24 protein-coding genes are annotated in these 25,770 nt (G+C 71.3%); 21 read left to right on the top strand and 3 right to left on the bottom strand.

Annotated features, from left to right (window positions below):
• The first annotated feature begins 164 nt into the window (after positions 1–164).
• The 4 genes from M4486_RS02350 to rho all read left to right on the top strand — a co-directional run bounded on the left by M4486_RS02350 (position 165) and on the right by rho (position 5,925).
• A complete protein-coding gene (locus M4486_RS02350; protein ID WP_249479374.1) occupies positions 165–1,490 on the top strand; it encodes a homoserine dehydrogenase in 1,326 nt (441 codons plus the stop codon).
• Between the two features lie 4 nt (positions 1,491–1,494).
• Complete coding sequence (gene thrC, locus M4486_RS02355) at positions 1,495–2,553, top strand: threonine synthase (RefSeq protein WP_249479375.1); 1,059 nt, start codon at positions 1,495–1,497, stop codon at positions 2,551–2,553.
• Positions 2,554–2,563: 10 nt separating this feature from the next.
• Positions 2,564–3,541 (top strand): homoserine kinase, encoded by a 978-nt coding sequence (gene thrB, locus M4486_RS02360; RefSeq protein WP_249479376.1) that lies wholly within the window; start codon positions 2,564–2,566, stop codon positions 3,539–3,541.
• Between the two features lie 269 nt (positions 3,542–3,810).
• A complete protein-coding gene (rho, locus tag M4486_RS02365) occupies positions 3,811–5,925 on the top strand; it encodes a transcription termination factor Rho (protein WP_249479377.1) in 2,115 nt (704 codons plus the stop codon).
• Positions 5,926–6,021: 96 nt separating this feature from the next.
• Here rho and M4486_RS02370 read toward each other — a convergent pair whose 3' ends face one another.
• From M4486_RS02370 to M4486_RS02380, 3 genes are read right to left on the bottom strand one after another with little or no spacing between them, the layout of a single operon-like run.
• Positions 6,022–6,960 (bottom strand): carbohydrate ABC transporter permease, encoded by a 939-nt coding sequence (locus M4486_RS02370; protein ID WP_249479378.1) that lies wholly within the window; start codon positions 6,958–6,960, stop codon positions 6,022–6,024.
• A complete protein-coding gene (locus M4486_RS02375; protein WP_227488102.1) occupies positions 6,957–7,943 on the bottom strand; it encodes a carbohydrate ABC transporter permease in 987 nt (328 codons plus the stop codon). Before M4486_RS02375 ends, M4486_RS02370 begins: the two co-directional genes overlap by 4 nt.
• Positions 7,940–9,232, bottom strand: coding sequence for an ABC transporter substrate-binding protein (locus M4486_RS02380; RefSeq protein ID WP_249479379.1), 1,293 nt, complete (start codon positions 9,230–9,232; stop codon positions 7,940–7,942). The genes M4486_RS02375 and M4486_RS02380 overlap by 4 nt, the downstream gene beginning before the upstream one ends.
• A gap of 371 nt (positions 9,233–9,603) precedes the next feature.
• Here M4486_RS02380 and M4486_RS02385 point away from each other — a divergent pair, with 371 nt between their 5' ends.
• From M4486_RS02385 to M4486_RS02465, 17 genes are all read left to right on the top strand, one after another.
• Positions 9,604–11,682, top strand: coding sequence for an aldo/keto reductase (locus M4486_RS02385; RefSeq protein WP_249479380.1), 2,079 nt, complete (start codon positions 9,604–9,606; stop codon positions 11,680–11,682).
• Positions 11,679–12,689: a LacI family DNA-binding transcriptional regulator gene (locus M4486_RS02390; protein WP_249479381.1), complete on the top strand. Its 1,011-nt coding sequence runs from the start codon at positions 11,679–11,681 to the stop codon at positions 12,687–12,689. The genes M4486_RS02385 and M4486_RS02390 overlap by 4 nt, the downstream gene beginning before the upstream one ends.
• Positions 12,690–12,872: 183 nt before the next feature.
• Positions 12,873–13,085: a 50S ribosomal protein L31 gene (gene rpmE, locus M4486_RS02395; protein ID WP_200500990.1), complete on the top strand. Its 213-nt coding sequence runs from the start codon at positions 12,873–12,875 to the stop codon at positions 13,083–13,085.
• A 111-nt stretch (positions 13,086–13,196) separates the two neighbouring features.
• On the top strand, positions 13,197–14,357 hold the full coding sequence (gene prfA, locus M4486_RS02400; RefSeq protein WP_283257954.1) for a peptide chain release factor 1: 1,161 nt from the start codon (positions 13,197–13,199) through the stop codon (positions 14,355–14,357).
• On the top strand, positions 14,354–15,265 hold the full coding sequence (gene prmC / locus M4486_RS02405; RefSeq protein ID WP_249479382.1) for a peptide chain release factor N(5)-glutamine methyltransferase: 912 nt from the start codon (positions 14,354–14,356) through the stop codon (positions 15,263–15,265). The genes prfA and prmC overlap by 4 nt, the downstream gene beginning before the upstream one ends.
• 13 nt (positions 15,266–15,278) lie before the next feature.
• A complete protein-coding gene (locus tag M4486_RS02410) occupies positions 15,279–16,241 on the top strand; it encodes an L-threonylcarbamoyladenylate synthase (protein WP_249479383.1) in 963 nt (320 codons plus the stop codon).
• Positions 16,238–17,371: an MraY family glycosyltransferase gene (locus M4486_RS02415; protein ID WP_152352680.1), complete on the top strand. Its 1,134-nt coding sequence runs from the start codon at positions 16,238–16,240 to the stop codon at positions 17,369–17,371. Before M4486_RS02410 ends, M4486_RS02415 begins: the two co-directional genes overlap by 4 nt.
• A 67-nt stretch (positions 17,372–17,438) precedes the next feature.
• A complete protein-coding gene (locus M4486_RS02420) occupies positions 17,439–17,918 on the top strand; it encodes a Cg1360 family ATP-synthase-associated protein (RefSeq protein ID WP_249479384.1) in 480 nt (159 codons plus the stop codon).
• Positions 17,919–18,199: 281 nt separating this feature from the next.
• Complete coding sequence (atpB, locus tag M4486_RS02425) at positions 18,200–19,036, top strand: F0F1 ATP synthase subunit A (RefSeq protein WP_152352682.1); 837 nt, start codon at positions 18,200–18,202, stop codon at positions 19,034–19,036.
• Between the two features lie 65 nt (positions 19,037–19,101).
• Positions 19,102–19,335 (top strand): ATP synthase F0 subunit C, encoded by a 234-nt coding sequence (atpE, locus tag M4486_RS02430; RefSeq protein WP_152352683.1) that lies wholly within the window; start codon positions 19,102–19,104, stop codon positions 19,333–19,335.
• Positions 19,336–19,346: 11 nt separating this feature from the next.
• Positions 19,347–19,895, top strand: a complete 549-nt coding sequence (locus tag M4486_RS02435; RefSeq protein WP_249479385.1) for a F0F1 ATP synthase subunit B — start codon at positions 19,347–19,349, stop codon at positions 19,893–19,895.
• Positions 19,896–19,904: 9 nt separating this feature from the next.
• On the top strand, positions 19,905–20,720 hold the full coding sequence (locus M4486_RS02440; RefSeq protein ID WP_249479386.1) for a F0F1 ATP synthase subunit delta: 816 nt from the start codon (positions 19,905–19,907) through the stop codon (positions 20,718–20,720).
• 111 nt (positions 20,721–20,831) lie between these two features.
• Positions 20,832–22,457 carry a F0F1 ATP synthase subunit alpha gene (gene atpA, locus M4486_RS02445; protein ID WP_249479387.1) on the top strand — a complete coding sequence of 542 codons (1,626 nt, stop codon included), beginning with the start codon at positions 20,832–20,834 and terminating at the stop codon, positions 22,455–22,457.
• Positions 22,458–22,543: 86 nt separating this feature from the next.
• Positions 22,544–23,458 (top strand): F0F1 ATP synthase subunit gamma, encoded by a 915-nt coding sequence (locus M4486_RS02450; RefSeq protein WP_152352687.1) that lies wholly within the window; start codon positions 22,544–22,546, stop codon positions 23,456–23,458.
• A 49-nt stretch (positions 23,459–23,507) separates the two neighbouring features.
• The gene (atpD, locus tag M4486_RS02455) at positions 23,508–24,983 is read left to right on the top strand and encodes a F0F1 ATP synthase subunit beta (protein ID WP_152352688.1); all 1,476 of its coding nucleotides are present in this window, start codon (positions 23,508–23,510) and stop codon (positions 24,981–24,983) included.
• Positions 24,980–25,252 carry a F0F1 ATP synthase subunit epsilon gene (locus M4486_RS02460; protein WP_249479388.1) on the top strand — a complete coding sequence of 91 codons (273 nt, stop codon included), beginning with the start codon at positions 24,980–24,982 and terminating at the stop codon, positions 25,250–25,252. Before atpD ends, M4486_RS02460 begins: the two co-directional genes overlap by 4 nt.
• Before the next feature lie 15 nt (positions 25,253–25,267).
• Positions 25,268–25,747 carry a DUF2550 family protein gene (locus tag M4486_RS02465; RefSeq protein ID WP_249479389.1) on the top strand — a complete coding sequence of 160 codons (480 nt, stop codon included), beginning with the start codon at positions 25,268–25,270 and terminating at the stop codon, positions 25,745–25,747.
• Positions 25,748–25,770 lie beyond the last annotated feature (23 nt).

Consider the following 25,770-nt stretch of genomic DNA (forward strand, 5'->3'; position numbering starts at 1 on the left):
GGGAGCGACCCACCACGGGCGCCCCGCGCACGACGCATACGGACACATGGCGACGCGTTCGCGTCTCGGAGTTGGATACAGTTTCCTGAGCCCGCGGGGCCCTCGAGCCCGCTGGCCACGCTGGAATCGCCCGTCGTCGCCCGGATTCTGCGGAAGGACCACTGATGACTGATCCCCTGCCCGACCACGCCCCGCTGCGTGTCGCCGTGCTCGGCGCCGGCACCGTCGGAGCCGACGTGCTGCGCGTCATCGGCACCAGCGGAGACGAGCTCGCGCACCGCATCGGCGCGCCGCTCGAGGTCACGGGCATCGCCGTGACGGACCTCGGCAAGGACCGCGGGGAGCACGTGGACGCGTCCCTGCTCACCGATGATCCGGCCTCCGCGATCGCGGGCGCGGACATCGTCGTCGAGCTGATGGGCGGCATCGAGCCGGCCCGCACCCTGCTGCTCGAGGCCATGGCGAACGGCGCGAGCGTCGTGACCGCGAACAAGGCCCTGCTCGCGCAGGACGGCGTCGCCCTCTACGAGGCGGCCGACGCGAACGGCGTGGACCTGCACTTCGAGGCGGCCGTCGCCGGCGCGATCCCGCTGGTGCGACCGATCCGCGAGTCGCTCGCGGGCGACCGCATCGGCAAGGTGCTCGGCATCGTCAACGGCACCACGAACTACGTCCTCGACGCGATGGCCCGCACCGGCGCCACCTTCGACGACGCGCTCGCGAGCGCCCAGGAGCTCGGCTACGCCGAGGCGGACCCGACGGCCGACGTCGAGGGCCACGACGCCGCCGCGAAGGCCTCGATCCTCGCCTCCCTCGCCTTCCACACCCGCGTGGGCATGCAGGACGTGCACTGCGAGGGCATCACGACGGTCACCGCCGCCGACATCGCCGCCGCCTCCCGCATGGGGCGCACGATCAAGCTGCTCTCGATCGTCGAGCGCGTCGAGGAGGAGGGCGAGGAGCGCGTCTCCGCGCGCGTCTACCCGGCGATGCTCCCCGACAGCCACCCGCTCGCCTCGGTGTCCGAGGCCTACAACGCGGTGTTCGTCGAGGCCGAGGCCGCCGGCTCCCTCATGTTCTACGGGCAGGGCGCGGGCGGCGCGCCGACGGCGTCCGCGGTCCTGGGCGACCTCGTGACCGTCGCCCGCCAGCGCGTGCACGGCGGCGTGGGCCCGCGCGAGTCGCGCTACGCGGACCTCGGGATCATCCCGGTCGACGCGCTGCGCAACGCCTTCTACGTCTCCCTCACCGTGCAGGACAAGCCCGGCGTGCTCGCCGAGGTCGCCGGCACCCTGTCCTCCCACGGCATCTCGATCTCGACGATCCACCAGGAGACGGAGCCGGCCGAGGAGGGCGAGCCCGAGCGCGCGCGCATCGGCATCGCCACCTACCGGGCGCTCGAGTCCGCGATGGACTCCGCCCTGGACGACCTGGACAGCTCCGGGGCCGTCCTCACGATCGATTCCGTGATCCGCCTCGAAGGAGAATGACCCGATGGCACACCAGTGGCGCGGCGTGCTCGCCGAGTACCGCGAGCACCTCCCGTTCTCCGACGAGGACACCCTGCTGACGCTCGGCGAGGGCGGCACGCCCCTCGTGCACTCGCCGACCCTCTCCCGCACGGTCGGGGCGGACGTCCACGTCAAGGTCGAGGGCATGAACCCCACCGGCTCCTTCAAGGACCGCGGCATGGTCTCCGCGATGTCCCGGGCCGTGTCCGACGGCGCGAAGTCCGTGGTGTGCGCCTCGACGGGCAACACCAGCGCCTCGGCCGCCGCCTACGCGACGCGCGCCGGGATCACGTGCGCCGTGCTCCTGCCGCAGGGCAAGATCGCCGCCGGCAAGCTCGCCCAGGCCGTGGTCCACGGGGCGAAGCTCATCCAGGTCGAGGGCAACTTCGACGACTGCCTCGAGATCGCCCGCAAGCTCGACGCCGCCCACCCCGTGGAGCTCGTGAACTCCGTGAACCCCTTCCGGCTCCAGGGGCAGAAGACGGGCGCTTTCGAGGTCTGCGACGCGCTCGGCAGGGCCCCGGACATCCACGTCCTGCCCGTGGGCAATGCGGGGAACATCTCCGCCTACTGGATGGGATACACCGAGTACCGCGACAAGGGCATCACCGGCTCCGCCCCCGCCATGTGGGGCTTCCAGGCCGAGGGCGCCGCGCCCTTCAAGGCAGGTCGCCCGGTCACCGATCCCGAGACGGTCGCCACCGCGATCCGCATCGGCGCACCCGCCTCCTGGAGCCTCGCCGTCGCGGCGCGCGACGACTCGGGCGGCCTGATCGACGCCGTCTCCGACGACCAGATCCTCGATGCGCAGGCGCTGCTCGCGGGCGAGGTCGGCATCTTCGTCGAGCCCGCCTCGGCCGCTGGGGTCGCCGGTCTCCTCCAGCAGGCGGAGAAGGGGCTCGTGCCCCGCGGCGCGACGATCGCGATCACCGTCACCGGCAACGGGCTCAAGGACATCGACACCGCGCTGACCCGCCAGGACCTGACCCCGACCGTCATCCCGGTCGACGTCGAGGCCGCGGCCGACGCGATGGGGCTGTGAGCCGCCCGGCATGAGGATCACCACCGAGCGCGTCGGCGTGCGCGTGCCCGCCACCAGCGCGAACCTGGGACCGGGCTTCGACGCGCTGGGTCTCGCCCTGCACCTCGTGGACGACCTCGAGCTCGAGGCCACCACCGGTCCGGTCGAGGTCACCGTCGAGGGGGAGGGTGCGGGCGACGTCCCGGCAGGGGAGGACCACCTCGTGGTGCGCGCCCTGCGCCGGGGCCTCGACCACGCGGGCGCCCCGCAGGCCGGGGTGCGCCTGCACTGCCGCAACCGGATCCCGCACGGGCGCGGCCTGGGCTCGAGCGCGGCGGCGACAGTCGCCGGGCTCATGCTCGCGCGCCTCCTGGTCTCCGAGCCGGAGGCCCTCGACGACCAGGTGCTGCTGGATCTGGCGACCGAGATGGAGGGCCACCCGGACAACGCCGCCCCGGCGCTGCTGGGCGGCGTGGTCCTCTCCTGGACGGACCGCGTCGGCGCCCGCGCGGAGCGCCTCGACCTCGCGGCGCCCGGCGGCCGTGCGCCGCGCGGCGTCCGGACCGCGCAGAGCGGGAGCGGGGCCGCGCAGGAGCCGACGATCAACCCTGTCGTGCTCCTGCCGACGGCCCGGCTCGCCACGAGCGCGGCGCGCTCGCTGCTGCCCGAGACCGTGCCCCATGCCGACGCCGCCTTCAACGCGGCCCGGGCCGCTCTGCTCGTGCACGCGCTCACGAGCGACCCGTCGCTGCTGCTGCCCGCGACCGAGGACCGCCTGCACCAGGAGTACCGCGCCCCGGGCATGCCGCAGAGCGTCGAGCTCGTGCGCGTGCTGCGCAGCGAGGGGTACCCCGCCGTGATCTCCGGCGCGGGCCCGTCCGTGCTGGTCATCGACGGTGCGGGGCCCGAGCTCGCGCCGCTCGTGCGACGCGTGGTCGACGATCCCCGTGCATGGCGCATCGCCCGTGTCGGACTCTCATCGACCGGTGCGGAGCCTGTGGTACCTTGAAGCCGCGTCCGACGACGTGATCGGCCCGGCCCAGCGCCGGCGACCACGGCCCGGGGACTTCCGCACAGTGGGTGCAGAGAGGTCCTGGGCGAGGACGTACCCCAGAGAATCCCCGGCGACGCCGCGTTCGCGTGCTTCCGTGCGCTGTGCGCCACGGCCGCCCTCGGGGAGAGGACTGCCGCGAACCCCGCCGTCCACCGGCCCGGTCGCCGCGCAGCTCATGCACTCATCACGGACGCGCGCCGCGCGATCCACAGGAAGGAACCTGGGTGAACGACACCACCGCACCGCAGGGCGACAGCACGTCGCTCGCGGCGAAGAAGCTTCCCGAGCTGCAGCAGATCGCTGCCGGGCTCGGCATCAAGGGGGCGCGTCGCCTCCGCAAGGGCGAGCTCATCGACGCGATCAGCGGGGGCGGCTCCGCCGCCCCGAAGAACACCTCCTCGACGAGCAGCGCCCCGACGAGCACCGCTCCGAAGGCCGACGCGTCGAGGACCGCGACAGCAGACGCCGCCGCGCCGCAGAGCACGGCGCCGACGAGCGGAGCCTCCGAGGGCTCGGCCTCGTCGGCCGACGTCCTGGACCTGGGCCTGGATCTTCCCGCGCAGGACGAGCGCCCCACGGGCGGGCGCCAGGAGCGCCGGAGCCGCGACGACCGCCAGGGTCGCGACGAGCGCCAGGAGCGCGGCGGGCGCAGCGAGCGCCCGGCTCGCGCGGAGCAGAACGATCGCGCCGAGCGCCAGGAGCACGGCGACCAGGGCGAGGGCCGCCAGCGCGGCGACCGCCAGGATCGTCAGGACCGCGGCGACCGCCAGGATCGCGGCGACCGTCAGGACCGCAACGACCGTTCGGGCCGCGGGGACCGCAAGGACCGCGACAACCGCAAGGACAGCAACGACCGCAACGACCACGGCGATCAGGGCGGGCGCGGCTCGCGCCCCCGTCTCGAGGACATCGAGCTGCCCGATCGCACGGGTGAGGACTCCGACATGAGCCGCAACGACCAGGGCGGCCGGGGCGGCCGCGGAGACTCCGAGGACGGCCGCAACCGCCGCTCCCGCAACCGCTCGCGCGATCGCAAGCGCAAGGGCCGCAACGGCGGGGAGAACCCGCAGCAGGACGGCGGCGGCAGCGGCAACGGGGGCGGCGACGACGAGCAGGTGCGCGAGGGCGAGGAGCTCGTGAGCGTCGCCGGCATCCTCGATGTGCGCGACAACAACGCCTACGTGCGCACCACCGGCTACCTGCCCGGATCGAGCGACGTCTACGTCTCCATGAACATGGTGCGGAAGAACGGCCTGCGCAAGGGCGACGCGATCACCGGCCTGGTGCGCGCCCCCAAGGACGGCGAGGAGCAGCGCCAGGAGCAGCCCCAGCAGGGCGGCGGCGGGCGCAACCGACGCAACCGCGGCGGCAACCAGCAGGGCAAGTACGCCCCGCTGCTCCAGGTCGACACGATCAACGGCCTCACGCCCGACCGGGCGAAGCAGCGCGTGGACTTCGGCAAGCTCACCCCGCTGTACCCGGACGAGCGCCTGCGCCTGGAGACCGCGCCGAACGCGATCGCCCCGCGCATCATCGATCTGGTCTCGCCGATCGGCAAGGGCCAGCGCGGCCTCATCGTCGCGCCCCCGAAGGCCGGCAAGACGATCATCATGCAGCAGATCGCGAACGCGATCACCACGAACAACCCCGAGGCCCACCTCATGGTCGTGCTCGTCGACGAGCGCCCCGAGGAGGTCACCGACATGCAGCGCACGGTGAAGGGCGAGGTCATCGCCTCGACCTTCGACCGCCCTGCGTCGGACCACACGATCGTCGCCGAGCTCGCGATCGAGCGTGCCAAGCGCCTCGTGGAGATGGGCAAGGACGTGGTGGTGCTGCTGGACTCGCTCACCCGCCTCTCGCGCGCCTACAACCTGGCCGCCCCGGCCTCGGGCCGCATCCTCTCCGGCGGTGTCGACGCCTCGGCGCTGTACCCGCCCAAGCGGTTCTTCGGCGCCGCCCGCAACATCGAGAACGGCGGCTCGCTGACCATCCTCGCCTCGGCCCTGGTGGAGACCGGCTCCAAGATGGACGAGGTCATCTTCGAGGAGTTCAAGGGCACCGGCAACATGGAGCTGCGCCTCTCGCGGAACCTCGCGGACAAGCGCATCTTCCCGGCGGTGGACGTCAACGCCTCGAGCACCCGCCGCGAGGAGGAGCTCATGGGCAAGGAGGAGCTGGCCATCATGTGGAAGCTCCGCCGCGTGCTCGGCGCGCTCGACCAGCAGCAGGCGCTCGAGCTGCTCCTGGAGCGCGTGAAGAAGACCCAGTCGAACACCGAGTTCCTGATGACGGTCTCCAAGAACACCCCCAGCGTGGGCGGCCGCTCCGGCGACTGACCTCCCCGGGGACTGGGTTCCTGGGCCCGGATATCCGGGCCGACGACGGCGGGGCGGGCACTTCGGTGCCCGCCCCGCTTCGTCATCCCGGCTCCGTCATCCCTTGATCGCGCCCGCCGCGATGTTCGCGATGAAGTGGCGCGAGCCGATGATGAAGACGCCGATGAGCGGCAGCACGCTGACCAGCGCGCCCGCCATGACCATCCCGTAGTCCGTGAGGTACAGCGAGTTGAGGTTCTGCAGGGCGGTCTGCAGGGTCTGGCGATTCGGGTCGACCAGCACGATCAACGGCCACACGTAGTCGTTCCATGCGGTGATGAACGTGAAGATGCCCAGGAACGCGAGGCCGCCGCGCATCATCGGCACGCCGATCCGGCGGTAGATGGTGAAGAAGCCGGCGCCGTCGATCCGCGCGGACTCCACGAGCTCGTCGGGGATGGACGAGCTCGCCATCTGCCGCAGCAGGAAGATGCCGAAGGCGTTCGCGGCGCCCGGGACGATGAGCGCCTGCAGCGTCCCCACCCAGCCGATCTTCGACATGAGGATGAAGCTCGGCACCAGCGAGAGGCTCCCGGGGATCAGGAAGGTCGCGATCATCAGCACGAACAGGGCGTTCTTCCCAGGGAAGTCGTACTTCGCGAAGGCGAAGGCGGCGAGGGAGTCGAAGAACATCACCAGCACGGCGCACAGCGCGGACACGATGATCGTGTTCACGAGGGCGGAGAGGATGTCCACGCTCGAGAACAGGTTCCTCAGGTTCTCCGCGAAGCTCGTGCCGAAGGTGAGACGCGGCGGGTACCCGAAGATCTGCGCGGTCGTCGACGTCGACATCACCGCGAGCCAGTAGAACGGGAACACCGACAGCACGACGCCGACGAGGATCAGCAGATGCGTGATCACCTTCTCGAGGCGGGCGCGCGCGATCGCGGCCCGGTCGCCCGAGGTCCGCAGTCCCGGCCGGTCGTTCGCGCGCGGCTCCGCCGGGCCTCCCGGCGCCGTGCGTTCGGAGGTGCGGGTGGAATCAGCGGTGGTCATGAGCGTGCCTTCCTGCCGGTCCGTCGGGGCGCGTCCCTGCGCTCGCTGAGCAGGCGCCAGTTGATGATCGCGAACACGGAGGCGAGGACGAAGAGCGCCCAGGCGATGGCCGAGCCATAGCCGAAGTCGAACTGCGTGAACGCCTGGTTGTACTGGTAGAGCACAATGGTCATGCCGGCCTCGCCGTTGCCGCCGGCGTCGCCGAGGAGCACCTGCGGCTCGGTGAACAGGCTCAGCCCGCCGACGGTCGAGGTGATGACGGTGAACAGGATGATCGGCCGCAGCATCGGGATCGTCACGCGGGTGAAGATCTGCCAGGTCGAGGCGCCGTCGGTCTTCGCGGCGTCGTACAGGTCCGTCGGGATCGACTGGAGCCCGGCGAGGTAGATGATCGCGTTGTAGCCGGTGAACCGCCAGATCACCATGACGGCGATGGTGACCTTGATGCCCAGGCTGCTCGAGAGCCAGGGCACGGAGTCGACGTGCAGGGCGGTCAGCGCCGAGTTCACGAGTCCGAAGGAGTCGGAGAACACCGACCCGAAGACGATCGCCATCGCGACCATGCTGGTGACGTTCGGCAGGAAGAAGGCCACCCGGTAGAACCCGCGGAAGCGGATGTTCTGGTGCAGCAGGAACGCGATGACGAGCGCCAGGAACAGCATCGGGACCGTGGAGAGGAACCAGATGATGAACGTGTTCGCGACCGCGTTCCAGAACCGGGAGTCCTGGACGAGGTAGATGTACTGGGAGAGCCCGGCGAAGCGGATCTCGCCCATGCCGTCCCAGTCGGTGAAGGAGAGCACGATCGAGAACACGATGGGGAACAGCCCGAAGACGAGGAAGAGCACGTAGAACGGGGCGATCGCGACGTACTGGGGCCAGTGGGAGAGGACTCCTCGCCAGCCGCGGGCCCGGGTGCGAGGGACGGCCGCGGCGGGGGCCCGGGCGGCGTCGACGGGCGGGGGAGTGGTCATGACGCTCATCGCTGGACTCCTCGTTTGCGCAGTGCCTTCTCGGCGGCGGCGATCGCATCGGCCCATGCGCGGTCCGGGTCCTTGCCGGCGGTCTCGACGTTGGTGATCTCGAGGGTGAAGCTGCCGGAGACGACGCTCTCCCACGTGCTGATGAACGATTCCGGCACCTGCTCGGCGGCGTGCGAGAAGAAGGCGAGCGGATCCTGGTCCCCGAAGAAGTCACCCGCGTACTTCATGGTGCCGCTCTCGTAGGAGGCGGGTGCGGAGGGGAAGAGCTGGACGTCGTTGTAGGCCTCGGCCTGGTGGTCCGGCGTGTTGATCCAGCGGATGAAGGCGAAGGCGGCCTCCGGGTCCTTGCAGGTGTGGGGGATCGCGGCGAAGGAGCCTCCTGAGTTCCCCGGGCGCACGGGCTGGTCGGCCAGGCGCCAGAGGCCCGCGGAGTCCGGCGCGGACTCCTGGATGATCTGGGACCACCACGAGGCGTTCACGTGGCCGGCGGTCTTCCCGCTGGACCACGCGGCGTTCTGGTCCGTGCCGCGGGCGTCCGGGATCCCCGCGGTGATGTGCGCGTCGATCGCGGCGATGGCCGTGTCCCAGGCCTCGCGCACCGCCGAGCCCTCGGCCGTGTACAGGGGCGTGTCCTCGGCGTCGAGGTAGCGCTCGGGGCTCGCGTTGAGGAACTGCTCGTAGATGGACTGCGCGGTGTTGACGAGCGCGGAGCCGGTCGCCTTCCGGAGCTCGGCGCCCAGGGCGATCCACTCCTTCCACGTCGAGACCGCGGAGGAGACCTCGTCCGGTTCCGTCGGCAGCCCCGCCTTCTCGAACACGTCCTGGCGGTAGTAGAAGCCGGTCGGGCCGATGTCGAGAGGGAAGAAGCAGAAGCGCTCCTCGGGCGTGATCCCGAGCTTCCACTTCCACTCGTAGTAGTCGTCCGCGTGCTGGGCGGCCCCCAGGTCGCTCATGTCCAGGAACTGGTGCTCGTTGCGGAAGTAGAGGGCGTTGTTCGAGTTGATGTACGTGATGTCCGGGATGTAGGCGCCGCCCGCGAGGCTCGTGCGCAGCTTGGTGTCGAAGGTGGTGCCGATGACGTCGGCGCGCACGTGCCGATCCGTGCCGGGGACGTTCTTCGCGGCCTGCTCGAGGAGCTTCGGGCTGGCGGACCGGTTCCAGTACCACATGACCAGCTCGTCGGGGTCGTCGGAGATCGTGGGGGAGGAGCCGCAGGCGGCCAGTCCTCCCGCTGCCAGTCCCGCCAGGCCGAGGCCTCGCAGGACGTGTCGTCGCGTGGGTGGGTGCATGGGCTCTCCTCGTCATCGAGCAGGCGATCAGGGCCGTGAACGTTCACAGCTGGCCAGGACTATGGCATCCGCTCGCGGGGGTGTCAAGGGTCACAAATGTTCGGCGGGTGCGGCTCCTCCGACGGATGCCGGATCGTGTCTCCGTCGCATCTCTGTGCCGCCGCCCTGGGCGGCCGCGGCGGATCGACGCGCCCCGGCGGAGTTCTGTCGCGCATGGCGCCGCGGCCGCCGGACGTGTAGCGTGATCTTAGTCGTGAACGTTCACGGCAGGCGGATGAGCCGCGTTGCCCCGGTGCGGTCCGCGTCCGGCATCCGCCGCAGCATCCATCCGCCGTCCGCAGCTCCCACCCATCGACAGCGAGGTCGCATCCATGAACACCGACAGCAGCGCCCCCACCCACGACGACAGCAGCACGGAGCGCGCGGCCGCGCCCGGCGCTCCGGCGCGCCTGCGCTGGGCGGTCCTCGGGCCCGGCTCGATCGCCCGTCGCTTCGCCGGCCAGCTGCCCCACAGCGAGCTCGGCGTGCTCGTGGGCGCGGGCAGCCGTGACCCGGAGCGGGCCCGCGAGTTCGCGCGCGAGTTCGGCATCGCCGAGGACCCGGGTGCCGTGATCGGCACCTACGAGGAGGTCCTGGCCTCCGATGCGGTCGACGCCGTCTACGTCTCCACGGTGCACACCGAGCACGCGCGCCTGAGCATCGCCGCCCTCGAGGCCGGCAAGCACGTGCTCTGCGAGAAGCCGCTGGCGGTGAACCACGGCACCGCGATGGCCGTCGCGGACGTCGCCCGCCGCACCGGGCGCGTGCTGCTCGAGGCCTTCATGTACCGCTTCCATCCGCAGACCGTCCAGGTGCTCGACCTCGTGCGCGAGGGCGCGATCGGCGAGCTCGTGCACGTCGACGCCTCGTTCTCGTTCGACACCGGGGCGCGCGAGGGACGTCTGTTCGACCCGCAGATCGCCGGCGGCGGGATCCTCGACGTCGGCTGCTACCCGCTGTCCCTGGCGCGCCTGGTCGCCGGGGCCGCCGCCGGGCGCACCGTCGTCGAGCCCGCCGCGCTCCGCGCCGCAGGCACCGTCGGCCCCACGGGCGTCGACGAGTGGGCGGCCGCGGAGCTCACCTTCGCGGGCGGTGCCACCGCGAGCCTGCGCACCGGTGTGCGTCTGGCGGATCCGCAGTCCGCCACGATCACCGGCAGCCGCGGCGTGATCCGTCTCGAGGATCCGTGGACGCTCGGCGAGGACACCGTGATCAGTCTCGACACGGCGGGCGAGGAGCCGCGCGAGATCCGCGTGGAGCACGCCCACCCCTACGCCCTGGAGGCGGACGCCCTCGCGCGCGCCGTCCTCGCCGGGCGGTCCGAGGTCCCCGAGCTCGATCTCGAGGCGAGCCTCGGCCAGGCGCGCGCGCTCGACGACTGGCGCGAGCAGATCGGCCTGCGCTATCCCTTCGAGCGCGAGGACTCCGCGATCCCCACCGTCTCGGGCGCCCCGCTGCGCGTGCGGGCGGACCGCGAGCACTCCGCCATGCCCTACGGCGAGATCCCGGGCGTCGGCAAGAAGATCTCCCGCCTGGTCATGGGCTGCGACAACCAGCCGAACCTCGCCCACGCCTCCGCCCTGTTCGACGCCTTCGTCGAGGCCGGCGGCACCACCTTCGACTCCGCCTACATCTACGGCGGCGGTCACCACGAGGTGCAGCTGGGGCAATGGATCACGAACCGCGGCATCCGCGAGGACGTCGTCGTGATCACCAAGGGCGCGCACACGCCGCACTGCGACCCCGACTCCCTGAGCCGTCAGCTGCTCGAGTCCCTCGAGCGCCAGCAGACCGACTACGCGGATCTCTACATGATGCACAGGGACAACCTCGAGATCCCCGTCGGCGAGTTCGTCGACGTGCTCAACGAGCACCTCGAGGCCGGCCGGATCCGGGCGTTCGGCGGCTCGAACTGGACGCCCGCGCGTGTCGACGAGGCGAACGCGTACGCCGCGGCCCACGGCAAGCAGGGCTTCAGCCTGCTGAGCAACCACTTCGGCCTGGCCGAGGCGCTCGACGTCCCCTGGGCCGGCTGCGTGCACGCGACCGACCCGGCCTCGAAGGCCTGGCTCGAGGAGCGGAAGATCCCGCTCTTCCCCTGGTCCTCCCAGGCCCGGGGCTTCTTCACCGGCCGTGCCGCGCCCGAGGACCGCTCGGACGCCGAGCTCGTGCGCTGCTACTACTCCGACGACAACTTCGAGCGCCTCGAGCGCGCCCGCACCCTCGCCCGCGAGTTCGGTGTCCCGCCCACCGCGATCGCGCTCGCGTACGTGCTCGCCCAGCCGTTCCCCACGTTCCCGCTGTTCGGTCCCCGCTCCATCGCGGAGATGCGATCCTCTATGGAAGGCCTCTCGGTGCAGCTGACCCCCGAGCAGGTCGCCTGGCTGGATCTTCGGGAGGACATGGCGTGAGCAGGAGCCGTGAGAGCGCCGGTGCGCGGACGGACGCCCGGACGACGGGCGCCCGGCGCGCCACCATCGTCGACGTGGCCACGCGCGCCGGCGTCTCGCGGCAGACGGTCACCCGGGCCATGAACGACATGCCCGGCATCAGCCCCGACACCCGCGAGCGCGTCCTCGCCGCGGCCGAGGAGCTCAACTACCGACCCTCGCGCTTCGGACGCGGCCTCGTCTCCCAGGGGCCGCCCACCCTCGGCCTGCTGGTCAACGAGCTCACCAACACGTTCTTCCCGGAGATCGCCGCCGCCGTGATCCGCGAGAGCGCACGGCGCGGGTGGAACGTGGTGGTCGCCGAGACCGAGAACGGAGCGGAGGCCGAGGCGATCGCGACCGAGCTCGTGCGACGGGCCGACGCCTTGCTGGGCTACAGCCTCCCGGCCGACGCCGACGAGATCGTCCCCGCGCGCATGCCGCTCGTGCGCCTCGACCTCCAGGAGGCCGACGGTGCGGGCGTGCGCTTCGCGGAGGAGGCCGCGATGAGCGGGCTCGCCGCGCATCTGGAGCGCTCCGGCGCCGCACGCGTCGCCGTGCTCGACAGCACCCAGGACGGGGAGAGCCGCCGCGCGCACGAGATGCGGGAGGCCGTCGGCCGGCGGATCGCCGCGGTGGACCTCGTCCCCGCGTCGGCGGGCGGCATCCCGGCCCAGGTCGAGGCGGCGCTCGAGGCGGGCGCGGACACCCTCATGGCCTGGAACGACGTGCACGCGCTTCAGGTGCTCAAGACGCTGCGCACCCGCGGTCTGAACGTCCCCGACGACGTGCGTGTGACGGGCGTCGACGGGCTCGCGCTGGGGGAGCTCGTCTCCCCGGAGCTCACGACCATCGGCGTCGACCTCGAGGCCGTGGCCCGCGAAGCGGTCGATCTCGTGGACGGGCTGTTCACCGGACGCCTGAGCGCGGCCGACGGCGGGGCCGTGCGCACCGTGCCCTACCGGCTCATCATCCGCGAGTCCGCCTGAGAGCGGGACGGGCCGCCTCCCCGGTGCTCGGGCGCCCCTGTGCGGATCCCGCCCCGTGGGGAGTTCGTCACCCCCACGCGTCGGGGGCTGTGCCTGCTCGTGCGCACGTGGCACAATCGGGCGTCGGTTCTGGTTCACGGCGCCCGTCGGGCACCGACCCAGCGACCTCACGAAGGAGAGATCATGAAGGCGAACATCCACCCGGATTATCACGTGACCCAGGTGACCTGCACCTGCGGCAACACGTTCACCACCCGCAGCACCAAGGGCGACGGCGAGATCCGCGCCGAGGTCTGCTCCGCCTGCCACCCGTTCTACACGGGCAAGCAGAAGATCCTGGACACCGGCGGTCGCGTGGCCCGCTTCGAGGCCCGCTACGGCAAGAAGTCCAAGTAACAGCGCTTCCGACACCGGCGGTTCCCCCTGGGGAGCCGCCGGTGTCGTGTCTCCGGCCTCCCGGTCGGGCGATGACATGATCCTGCCGGTGTCCTGATCCGAGGAGAGGCCGTGGCGCATCCTGCCGATGACCTCGACGGCCTCCCGCTCGAGCGGCTGAGCGCCCTCGAGGCGGAGCACGCCGAGCTGCAGCGGCGCATGGCGGACCCCTCCCTGCACACTGACGCCTCCCGCGCGCGACGCGTGGGACGCCGCTACGCCGAGGTCGACCAGATCGTCACCGCGCTGCGCGACCTGCGCAGTGCGGCCGAGGACCGCGACGCCGCGCGCGAGCTCGCCGCGGAGGACCCCGAGTTCGCGGCCGAGGCCCAGCGGGACGCCGAGCGCGTCGCGACCCTCCGCGAGCACCTGCGCGAGCTGCTCGCCCCCCGCGACGAGGACGACTCCCGGGACGTGCTCATGGAGATCAAGGCCGGAGCCGGCGGCGAGGAGTCCGCCCTGTTCGCCGCGGAGATGCTGCGCATGTACCGGCAGTACGCGCTCTCCCGGGGCTGGACGCTCGAGGTCATCGACTCCACCGACTCCGACCTGGGCGGCATCAAGGACGCGACCCTCTCGATCCGCGCGGGCTCGTCCGCCGTCGACGGCGGGGCCGGGACCGGCGGAGGAGCGGCCGACGGCGTCTGGGCGCACCTCAAGCACGAGGGCGGCGTCCACCGGGTCCAGCGCGTGCCGGTCACCGAGTCCGCCGGGCGCATCCACACCTCCGCCGTCGGCGTCCTGGTGATGCCCGAGGCCGACGAGACCGACGAGGCCGAGCTGCTCGCCGAGCAGATGGTCCCAGCGAACCTGCGCATCGACGTCTTCCGCTCCTCCGGGCCCGGCGGGCAGAGCGTGAACACCACTGACTCCGCCGTGCGCATCACCCACCTGCCCACCGGCATCGTCGTCTCCTGCCAGAACGAGAAGAGCCAGCTGCAGAACCGGGAGCAGGCGATGCGGATCCTGCGCTCGCGCCTGCTCGAGGCGCGCCGCGCCGAGCAGGACGCCGAGGCCTCCGCGAGCCGCCGCTCCCAGGTGCGCACCGTCGACCGCTCCGAGCGGATCCGCACGTTCAACTTCCCCGAGTCACGGGTGACCGACCACCGCACCGGCTTCAAGGCGGGCAACCTCGAGGCCGTCCTCGCCGGCGACCTCGACGCCCTCATCGACTCCTCCCGCCGCGCAGAGGCCGAGCAGCGCCTGCGCGAGGCCGCCGAGGGAGAGCTGTGAGCATCGACGTGCGGATGCGCCTGCGCACCGCGCTGTCGCGCACGACCGCCCGACTGGGAGAGGCGGGCATCGTGTCCTCGAGCGCCGAATCCCGCACCCTCATCGAGGCCGCCGCGCGGGCCGACGGGCCCCTGGTCCTGCTCGATGCGCTCCCGGAGGACTTCGACGCGCGCCTCGAGGAGCTCGTGGCCCGCCGCGAGCGCCGGGAGCCTCTGCAGCTGATCCTGGGGCGCGCCCCGTTTCGACGGCTCCTGCTCGAGACCGCTCCCGGCGTGTTCATCCCGCGCCCGGAGACCGAGCTCGCGATCGATCTGCTGCTCGAGCACGCACGGTCGGACGACGTGCGCACCGTCGTGGACCTCTGCACGGGCAGCGGCGCCCTCGCGGCCGCGGTCCTCGACGAGATGCCCTCCGCACGCGTCCTCGCCCTCGAGATCGACCCCGCCGCCCGCGACCTGGCGGCGCGGAACCTCGCGGCCGTGGATCCGGAGCGCGGCGAGGTCCGCACGGGCGACGTCGGGGACACGCAGCTCCTGGCCGACCCGGAACCCGTGCTCGGCGCCCGCGCCGGAGGAGTCGACGCGGTGCTCGCGAACCCGCCCTACATCCCCGCCGATGCGATCCCCCGCGAGCAGGAGGTGCGCGAGCACGACCCGGCGCGCGCACTGTTCGGCGGGGGAGCGGACGGACTCGACGTGCCCCGCTCCGTGGTCGCCCTCGCCGGGCGACTGCTGCGGCCCGGCGGTCTGCTCGTGATGGAGCACGCCGACGTGCAGGGCCCGTCGACGCGCGCCCTCGCCGAGGAAATGGGGTCCTTCGTCGACATCCGCACGGTCCGCGACCTCACCGGCCGCGACCGCTTCCTGGTCGCCCTCCGCGCCCACCCGTCCACCCCCAGCACGAGATGAGAGACTGAGCGCCGTGAGCGTGTACGACACCACGAACGAAGCCACCCGCGACGAGGGCCTCCAGGCCGCACAGGACGCCCTGTCCGACGGCGGCCTGATCGTGCTCCCCACCGACACCGTCTACGGCATCGGCGCGGACGCCTTCACCCCGGACGCCGTGCAGGCGCTGCTGGACGCCAAGGACCGCGGGCGCGACGCCCCTCCGCCGGTGCTCGTCGGGGATCCCGCCGTGCTGCTGGGACTCGCGGTCGACGTCCCCGAGTACGCCGAGCGCCTCACGGAGGCCTTCTGGCCCGGCGCGCTCACCCTGATCCTCACCGCGCAGCCCTCGCTGAACTGGGACCTCGGGGAGACCCGGGGCACCGTCGCCCTGCGCATGCCCGACGACGAGGTCACCCTCGAGCTGCTGCGCCGCACCGGGCCGCTCGCCGTCTCGAGCGCGAACCGCCACGGCAAGCCCGCGGCGCTCAGCGTCATGGACGCCGCGACCCAGCTCGGCGACCGCGTCGAGGTCTACCTCGACGGGGGCCCCGCACGCCTGGGCACCGCCTCCACCATCATCGACACCACGGTCGAGCCCGCCGAGATCGTCCGCGAGGGCGCGCTCACCCGCGAGCAGATCGTCGAGGCCGTCGGCGACATCTTCACCGCCCCCGAGCCGGAGGAGCCCGACACCGTCACCGGGACCGACGCCGGGGCTGAGACCGACGGCGACGCCGACGCCGCAGCCGACGCCGACGTCGACGAGGCGACGGCAGGGGGAGCGTCGGCCGACGCGACGACGGAGACGGCGACCGAGACCGACGAGCCCGCCGAGGCGGAGGGCGAGGAGAACGTCGAGGACATCGGCGCCGACGCCTTCGCCGCCGCCGGCTCCACGCCGCTGCCCGCGCCCGCCGACGCCGTCGACGCCGCAGAGCCCGACTCCTCCGCCGACGGACCCGGGGAGACCGGGAGCGGGAGCCGCCCCGCGTGAGGATCTACCTGTTCGTCCTGCTCCTCGCGGCGGCGGTGACCTTCCTGGTCACACCCGCGGTGCGCCTCATGGCGCGCAGGATCGGGGCGATGACGGCGGTCCGCTCGCGCGACGTGCACACGGTCGTGACCCCGCGCCTCGGGGGACTGGGGATCCTGGTGGGGGTCGCCGCGGCGATGCTCATCGCGAGCCGCATCCCCTTCCTCCACGGACTGTTCCACGAGAGCAGCCAGCCCTGGGCGATCCTCGCCGCCGCCGGGATCGTCGCCCTCCTGGGCGCCGCCGACGACAAATGGGACCTCGACTGGGTCACCAAGCTCGCGGGACAGGTGCTCGCCGCCGTGCTGCTGGCCGCCGAGGGAGTGCGCCTGGTGTCCCTGCCCATCGGCGGCGTCACCCTGCTCTCCTCGCGCAGCGCCATCATCCTCACGGTGCTCGTCGTGGTGGTCTCGATGAACGCGGTGAACTTCGTGGACGGTCTGGACGGGCTGGCCGCGGGGGTGATGGCGATCGGGGGCACGGCGTTCTTCGCCTACGCCTACATGCTCACCCGCAGCGCCTCGACCACGGACTACTCCTCGCTCGCCGCCCTGATCACGGCCGCGATGGTGGGCGCCTGTCTGGGGTTCCTGCCACACAACCTGCCGCGCGCGAAGATCTTCATGGGGGATTCGGGCTCCATGCTGCTGGGCCTGCTGCTCGCCGCGAGCACCATCACGGTCACCGGCCAGATCGACACCGCGCAGCTGTCCGACGCGAAGGTCATCGGTCAGTTCCTGCCGATCCTGCTGCCCATCGGCGTCATGTTCATCCCGTTCCTCGACTTCGTGCTCGCCGTCGTCCGCCGCATCGGCTCGGGCCACTCGCCCTTCCACGCCGACAAGCTCCACCTCCACCACCGCCTGCTCGCGATCGGCCACTCGCAGCTCGGGGCCGTCCTCATCATGTACATGTGGGCGATCGTGATCTCGGTGGGGATGCTGCTGCCGGCCCTCGTGGACATGCGCACCGTCGTGATCTTCTGGGGGATCGGGCTGCTCGTCGCCTTCGTGGTGACGATCGATCCGATCGCCCGGCTGCGCCGCCGCTCCGGGAGGCGCCATCCCGCCCACGAGCGCGAGGCCGGCTGACCCCGTCGGCCGCCGCCCCACACCAGACCCGACCCGACCCGAGAACACCGAGGAATCCGAGACGCCGATGCCCGCCGCCGACCGACCCGATCCCTCCGCCCCGAGCGACGAGGGGATCGCGCGCGCCCGCCGCCACAACGACCGTCTGCTGATGCGGGCCCTGCTGCTCGCGATCCTCGCGGGGATCGTCGTCGACGCCGTCGTCATCGTGCTCGCCGCGCTGCTCGGCGGCGCGGGCGCGCTGCCCGGCGCGCTGGTCGGGAGTGGTCTCGCTCTCGTGGTGACCCTGCCCACAGTGGCGAGCGCCCGTATCGCACGTCCGCTGCCCGGCACCTCCTACGCGATGGTGCTCATGGGCAGCTGGCTCGTGAAGATGTTCGTGCTGGTCATCGCGCTCCTTCTGCTCGGTGAGGCGACCTGGCTCTCGCGGCCGTGGCTCGGTGTCGCCCTGCTCGCGGGGGCGGTCGTGGCGGCCGTCACCGAGGCGGTCGGGATGGTGCGCTCACGTGCCCGTCTGGAGGTCGCCGAACCCCCTCGGGAGCAGTGACGCTCTGATATGCTCAGGGTGTCTTCGCGTGGCCTGGAACGGCCCCCGTGACACTCCTCCACACCGCCCCTCCGGGGTGAGCCGTGGGTTCGGTGGGTCCCGGATCGTTCCCGACGCCGCCTCCCCGACCTCGGCTCGTCCGCGGTCCGGCGGCACCGTCCCGCGGCATCCCCGACCCCGGTGGGGGATCAGAGGACATGCACGACCATCCAGACTGCTGACGCCAGCGACGGCCGAGGCCCCAGGGCCTCGTCACCCGTCCGCCGGAACCGGCGGGGCGGATGCCGACACGACGACCACGGGAGATCGCGCTGAACACCGCCGACGCCACTCCGAACCTCCTCGCCGAGGGCTTCGAGTTCCACACGCCGAGCATCTCCGAGTTCTTCCCGGACGCCATCCTGTTCGGCGGCACGTGGTTCGAGTTCAACCGCGTCCAGCTCGTGCGCCTCATCATCCTCGTCGTCGTGCTGACGGTGATGGCGGTCATCGCCTCCCGCGCCAAGCTCGTGCCCGGTCGCGCGCAGAGCATCGTCGAGATGATCATCGAGTTCGTCGATCACTCGATCATCGAGAACACCCTGGGCATGCGCGAGGGCAAGAAGTACGCCCCCATGCTCGTGACGATGTTCTTCTTCATCCTCACGATGAACCTCGCGGGCGTGATCCCCGGGCTGAACCTCGCGGGCACCTCCGTGATCGGCCTGCCGCTGCTCGCGGCGCTGTGGACGTTCATCGTCTACATCTCCTTCGGCATCAAGAAGCACGGCCTGGGCGGCTACCTCAAGCACGAGACGATGCCCCCCGGCGTGCCGAAGCCGATCTACATCCTCCTGATCCCGATCGAGTTCCTCCAGCTCGCCGTGATCCGCTGGGCCTCGCTGACGATCCGACTGCTCGCCAACATGGTCGCCGGGCACATCATGCTCGTGGTCTTCATCGGGCTCACCCAGGGTCTGCTGTTCTCGGGCTCCGCTCTCATCGCGGTCGCGCCGTTCTCCGGGGCCCTCGCGATCGGCATCTACGGCTTCGAGATCTTCGTGGCCGCCCTGCAGGCCTTCATCTTCACCATCCTGACCGCCGTGTACATCAACATGGCGACGTCGGACGAGCACTGACCCGCTCCGTCGTACCCTCCCCAGAACGCGCCGTCCACCCGGTCGGCACAACGAAAGGAAACCCTGTGGACGCCACCACTCTCGCAGAGCTCTCCGGCAACGTCGCCTCGATCGGCTACGGCCTCGCGGCGATCGGCCCCGGCATCGGCATCGGCATCATCGTGGGCAAGACCGCCGAGGCGACCGCCCGCCAGCCCGAGCTGCGCGGCGCCCTGCAGTCGACCATGTTCATCGGTATCGCCTTCACCGAGATCCTGACGCTGCTGGCGATCGTCACCGGCTTCCTCTTCAACAGCTGAGGACCCCCACCATGATTCTTGCCGAAGGCACCTCGGAAGAGGTCGAGGGCTGGAAGATCCTGGTGCCCGAGCCCCAGGAGATCGTCTGGTCGCTGATCTTCCTGGTCATCTTCGCCGTCGTCTTCATCAAGTTCATCCTGCCGCGGCTCAACGCCGTGCTCGATGAGCGCAGCGAGAAGATCGAAGGCGGTCTGAAGAAGGCCGAGGAGGTCCAGCAGCAGGCGGACCAGCTGAAGGACGAGCAGGAGCAGGAGCTCGCGGCGGCGCGCCAGGAGGCCGCCTCCATCCGCGAGAAGGCCCGTGCGGACGGCGCCGCGATCGTCGAGGAGGCCAAGGCGCGCGCCGAGGCCGAGAACGACCGCATCCTCAGCGCCGGCCGTCAGCAGCTCTCGGCCGAGCGCACCACCGCCGCGGCCCAGCTCAAGGGAGAGGTCGGCACGCTCGCGAGCGACCTCGCCTCCAAGATCGTCGGGGAGTCCCTCACCGACGACGAGCGCTCCCGCCGCGTGATCGACCGGTTCCTGGACGACCTCGAGTCGTCCCAGACCGCGACCCGATAAGGACACCAGATGCGAGGAACCTCCTCCACCTCCCTGCGTGAGGTGACCCAGCGGTCCCAGGACCTCCTGCGCGGCGACGACGTGTCGCTGTCGCAGGTCGCCGAGGACCTCTTCGGGGCCGCCGACGCGATCGACTCCAGCAACCAGCTGGTGCGGATGCTGAGCGACGGCGGTCGACCCGCCGAGGTCAAGCAGTCCGTGGCGCGCTCGCTCTTCGAGGGGCGCGTCAGCCCCGGGGCGCTCTCCGTGATCCTCGAGATCGTCGGCCGCCGCTGGTCCGAGCAGGAGGACGTCCTGGACGCCCTCGAGCAGCTCGGCGTCGAGGCCCTCCTCGAGCAGGCGACCCGCGAGGGCGTGCTCGAGCAGGTCGAGGAGGAGCTCTTCCAGATCTCCCGCGTGATCGACGAGAGCGGCGAGCTCACCGGCGCCCTGGACGACGCCCGCGAGCATCCCGAGCAGCGCGCGGGGATCGTCTCGCGACTGCTCGAGGGCCGCGTGCACCCGCTGACCCTCGCGCTCGCCCGCCGTGCGGTGGGTCGGCGCACGGACGTCAAGCCCGCTCGCCGCCTCCTGGGCTTCGCCGAGTTCGCCTCGGCGCGGCGCCGCCGTCTGCTGGCGATCGTGCGCAGCGCGCGACAGCTCACCCCCGAGCAGCAGTCGCGACTGTCCTCGATCCTCACCCGGATCTACGGCCGCGAGGTCCAGACCAACTTCGAGCTGGACGAGGACGTCGTCGGCGGCCTGCGCGTCCAGGTCGGGGACGACCTCTACGACGCGACAGTCCTCGCGCGCCTGGCCCAGGCGCGCTCCCGCCTGGTGGCCTGACGGCCGCGCGGCGAGATCCACCGGAGATCCCCCGGGACCTCCCATCTGACGACCACAGCTGGTACGACCACCGCCCCGCCCGCGGGGCAGAGAAGGAAGCGAAGCACCGCGATGGCTGAGCTCACGATCCGCCCGGAGGACATCCGGAACGCCCTGGACACCGCAGTGTCCACCTACCAGGCCGGCACGCCCGAGCGCGAGGAGATCGGCCGCGTCACCGAGTCGGCCGACGGCATCGCCCGCGTCGAGGGTCTCCCCGGCGTCATGGCCAACGAGCTCGTCCGCTTCGAGGACGGCACTCTCGGTCTGGCCCTGAACCTCGAGCTGCGCGAGGTCGGCGTCGTCGTCCTCGGCGAGTTCTCCGGCATCGAGGAGGGCCAGGAGGTGCGCCGCACCGGCGAGGTGCTCTCCGTGCCCGTCGGCGACGACTTCCTCGGCCGCGTGGTCGACCCCACCGGCGCCCCCATCGACGGTCTCGGCGAGATCGCCAGCACCGAGCGCCGCGCCCTCGAGCTGCAGGCCCCCACGGTCATGCAGCGCAAGAGCGTCAAGGAGCCGATGCAGACCGGCATCAAGGCCATCGACTCGATGACCCCGATCGGCCGCGGCCAGCGCCAGCTCATCATCGGCGACCGCCAGACCGGCAAGACAACCATCGCCCTGGACACGATCCTGAACCAGAAGGCGAACTGGGAGTCCGGCGACCCGAGCCAGCAGGTGCGCTGCATCTACGTGGCCGTCGGCCAGAAGGGCTCGACCATCGCGTCGGTCCGCGCCACCCTCGAGGAGGCCGGCGCCCTCGACTACACGACGATCGTGGCGGCCCCCGCCTCCGATCCCGCGGGCTTCAAGTACATCGCCCCCTACGCGGGCTCGGCCATCGGCCAGCACTGGATGTACGAGGGCAAGCACGTCCTCATCGTCTTCGACGACCTCACCAAGCAGGCCGAGGCCTACCGCGCCGTGTCGTTGCTGCTGCGCCGCCCGCCGGGCCGCGAGGCCTACCCCGGTGACGTGTTCTACCTGCACTCCCGCCTCCTCGAGCGCTGCGCGAAGCTCAGCGACGAGATGGGCGGCGGCTCGATGACCGGCCTGCCGATCATCGAGACCAAGGCCAACGACGTCTCGGCGTACATCCCGACCAACGTCATCTCGATCACCGACGGCCAGGTCTTCCTGCAGTCCGACCTGTTCAACGCCGATCAGCGCCCCGCTGTCGACGTCGGCATCTCGGTCTCCCGCGTCGGCGGCTCCGCGCAGATCAAGGCGATGAAGGGCGTCTCCGGCACGCTGAAGATCTCGCTCGCGCAGTACCGCGACCTCGAGTCCTTCGCGATGTTCGCCTCGGACCTCGACGCCGCCTCGAAGCAGCAGCTGAACCGCGGCGCGCGCCTCATGGAGCTGCTCAAGCAGCCCCAGTCCTCGCCCTTCCCGGTCGAGGAGGAGGTCATCTCGATCTGGGGCGGCACCACCGGCAAGTTCGACGACATCGAGGTCGAGGACGTCCGCGAGTTCGAGTCCCTGCTGCTCGAGCACCTGCGCCACAACGGCACCGTGCTCGAGGACATCCGCACCTCGAAGAAGTTCTCCGAGGAGACCGAGCAGCAGGCCACCGAGCTGCTCGAGCAGGTCAAGCGCGACTTCCTGGCCGGCAAGGGCCAGAGCGAGGCTCGCACCGACGTGCACGAGAGCGCGGAGGACGAGGACATCGACCAGGAGCGCATCGTCCGCGGATGATCCGGTGCGCCGTCCGACCGGGCAGGGGAGACCCTGCTGGGGAGGGCGGCGCCGGGACCAGCCGGAGCATCCCGCGAAGGAGAGACATGGGAGCACAGCAGAGGGAGTACAAGAAGCGGATCACCTCCGCTCAGGGCATGAAGAAGATCTTCAAGGCCAAGGAGATGGTCGCGGCCTCGCGCATCGCCAAGGCCCACGCCCGGGTGCTCGCGACCACGCCGTACGCCGAGGCGATCACTCGGGCGATCGGCGCCGTCGCGACCCATTCGACCGACGTCGAGCATCCGTTCCTCGACCAGGAGCGCAGCGAGACCGGCCGCGCCGGCATCCTGCTCATCACGGCCGACCGCGGGATGACGGGCTCGTACTCGCACAACGCGATCCGCGCCGCGGAGGAGCTCGCCAACCACCTGATCGACGAGGGCAAGACGCCCGTGCTGTACGTCGTCGGCCGCAAGGGCGAGACCTACTACACGTTCCGCAACCGTCCGCCGGTCACGGCCTGGACCCCGTTCCAGGAGAGCGAGATCCCTGCGCTCGGCCACGAGATCGCGCAGCGTCTCACCGGCGACCTGCTCAGCGAGGACCCGGAGGTGCATCTCGACGAGGCGTACCTCGTGGGCACCCGCTTCCTCAGCCGGTTCCGGCAGGTGGCCCGGGCGACCCGCCTGGTCCCGCTCGAGGTCGTCGACGCCGAGGCGGGCGCCGAGGCGCCCTCGTACCCGCTGTACGAGTTCGCGCCCGACGCCGAGACGGTCATGGACGAGCTGATCCCGCGCTACCTCGAGTCGCGCATCGTCAACCTGCTCATGCAGTCGATGGCCTCCGAGCACGCGGCGACGCAGCGCGCGATGAAGACGGCCACGGACAACGCCGAACAGCAGATCCGCAAGTTCACCCGGCTGGCCAACTCGGCGCGCCAGGCGGAGATCACCCAGGAGATCTCGGAGATCGTCGGCGGCGCCGACGCCCTCTCGGGATCCGGTCGCACCGAACGCTGAGCCGCCGCGAGCGCTCCGCGCGCCGGCCTGACCCATTGGAGAGAAACGAATGAGCACCCCAGTCACCACCGACGCCCCCGCTGCCTCCGCGCAGCAGGGCACCGGCCGCATCGCCCGTGTCACGGGCGCGGTCGTCGACATCGAGTTCCCCCCGGGCAACATCCCCGATCTCTACAACGCTCTGACCACCGAGATCAGCGCCGAGGGCGCGGGCCTCCTGCCCTCGGTCCTCACGCTCGAGACGGCTCAGCACCTCGGCGACGGCATGGTCCGCGCGATCGCGCTCAAGCCGACCGACGGCCTCGTGCGCGGGCAGTCCGTGACCGACACCGGCGCCCCGATCTCCGTGCCGGTCGGCGACGTCACCCTCGGCACCGTCTTCGACGTCGTCGGCAACCCGCTGAACGTCGAGGAGGGCCAGACCTTCGAGGTCTCCGAGCGCTGGCCCATCCACCGCACCGCCCCCAGCTTCGACCAGCTCGAGTCCAAGACCGAGATGTTCGAGACCGGCATCAAGTCGATCGACCTGCTCACCCCGTACGTGCAGGGCGGCAAGATCGGCCTGTTCGGCGGCGCGGGCGTCGGCAAGACGGTCCTCATCCAGGAGATGATCTACCGCGTGGCCAACAACCACGACGGCGTCTCCGTGTTCGCCGGCGTCGGCGAGCGCACCCGTGAGGGCTGGGACCTCATCGAGGAGATGACCGAGTCCGGCGTCATCGAGAAGACCGCCCTGGTCTTCGGCCAGATGGACGAGCCGCCGGGCACGCGTCTGCGCGTGGCCCTCTCGGCCCTGACCATGGCGGAGTACTTCCGCGATGTGCAGAGCCAGGACGTGCTGCTGTTCATCGACAACATCTTCCGCTTCACGCAGGCGGGCTCCGAGGTCTCCACGCTGCTGGGCCGCATGCCCTCGGCCGTGGGCTACCAGCCGAACCTGGCCGACGAGATGGGGCAGCTCCAGGAGCGCATCACCTCGACGCGCGGCCACTCGATCACCTCGATGCAGGCGATCTACGTCCCGGCCGACGACTACACGGACCCGGCCCCGGCGACCACCTTCGCCCACCTGGACGCGACCACCGAGCTCTCCCGCGAGATCGCCTCGCGCGGCCTGTACCCGGCGATCGACCCGCTGACCTCGACCTCGCGCATCCTCGACCCGCGCTACGTGGGCCAGGAGCACTACGACGTCGCCAACCGCGTGAAGCAGATCCTCCAGCGCAACAAGGAGCTGCAGGACATCATCGCGATGCTCGGCGTCGACGAGCTCTCCGAGGAGGACAAGGTCATCGTCGGCCGCGCCCGCCGCATCCAGCAGTTCCTCTCGCAGAACACGCACCTGGCCAAGCAGTTCACCGGCGTGGACGGCTCGGACGTGCCGCTCAAGGACACCATCGAGTCCTTCAAGGGCATCTGCGACGGCGAGTTCGACCACATCCCCGAGCAGGCGTTCTTCAACGTCGGCGGGATCGACATGGTCATGGAGAACTGGCACCGGATCCAGAAGGAGCTCGGAGAGTGAGCACCCTCGAGGTCACCTTCGTCTCCGCGGACCGGACGGTCTGGAGCGGCCATGCCGCCCAGGTCGTGGTCCCCGCCGCCGACGGCTCGATGGGCATCCTGCCGCGGATGCAGCCCACGCTCGCGATCCTCGAGCGCGGCGCGGTGCGGATCATCGGCGAGGACGGCGAGGTCACCGAGCGAGCGGTCGACGGGGGCTTCGTCTCCATGGATCGCGACGTGGTGACGATCGCCGTCGATCATGCCGATCGCGCCACGGCCGCCCGCTGAGGCGCACGCGCACCGATGATGCACGTCAACGTCCCGATCACCCTCGTGGTGGTCGGGACGTTGGTCGTTCTGCTGGCGATCGCGGTGCTCGTGCGCTCCGCGGTGATCGCGCGCCGCGGGGGAGCGCTCGACTGCTTCCTGTGGCGCCCCGGTGCCCGCGGCGGACGCGGCGCCTGGCGCGGCGGACGCCTGCGCTTCACCTCCCAGGGGCTGCTCTGGCACCGCACCGACGCCCTGCTCGCCGGCGGCGAGGTGCTGCTGCGCCGCAGCGAGATCCTCGACGTCCAGCGGCGGAACGTCGCCGTCGGCTCGGGCGGCGGTGAGGACGCGGATGACGGGTCCGGAGGGGCGCGCATCGTCCTGGACACCGAGATCGAGTTCGTCCGCGGAGAAGGCGAGCCGCTGTGGCTCATGCTGCCCTTCACGACCTCCTCGGCCGTCATCGCCTGGTACGAGGCGGCGCCGACGGGCTCGGTGCGCGGGGACGCCGACTGAGCAGTGTGCGCGGTGCCGGCCGG

Origin of the sequence: Brachybacterium kimchii, from assembly GCF_023373525.1 — a bacterium.
Classification (GTDB): domain Bacteria; phylum Actinomycetota; class Actinomycetes; order Actinomycetales; family Dermabacteraceae; genus Brachybacterium; species Brachybacterium kimchii.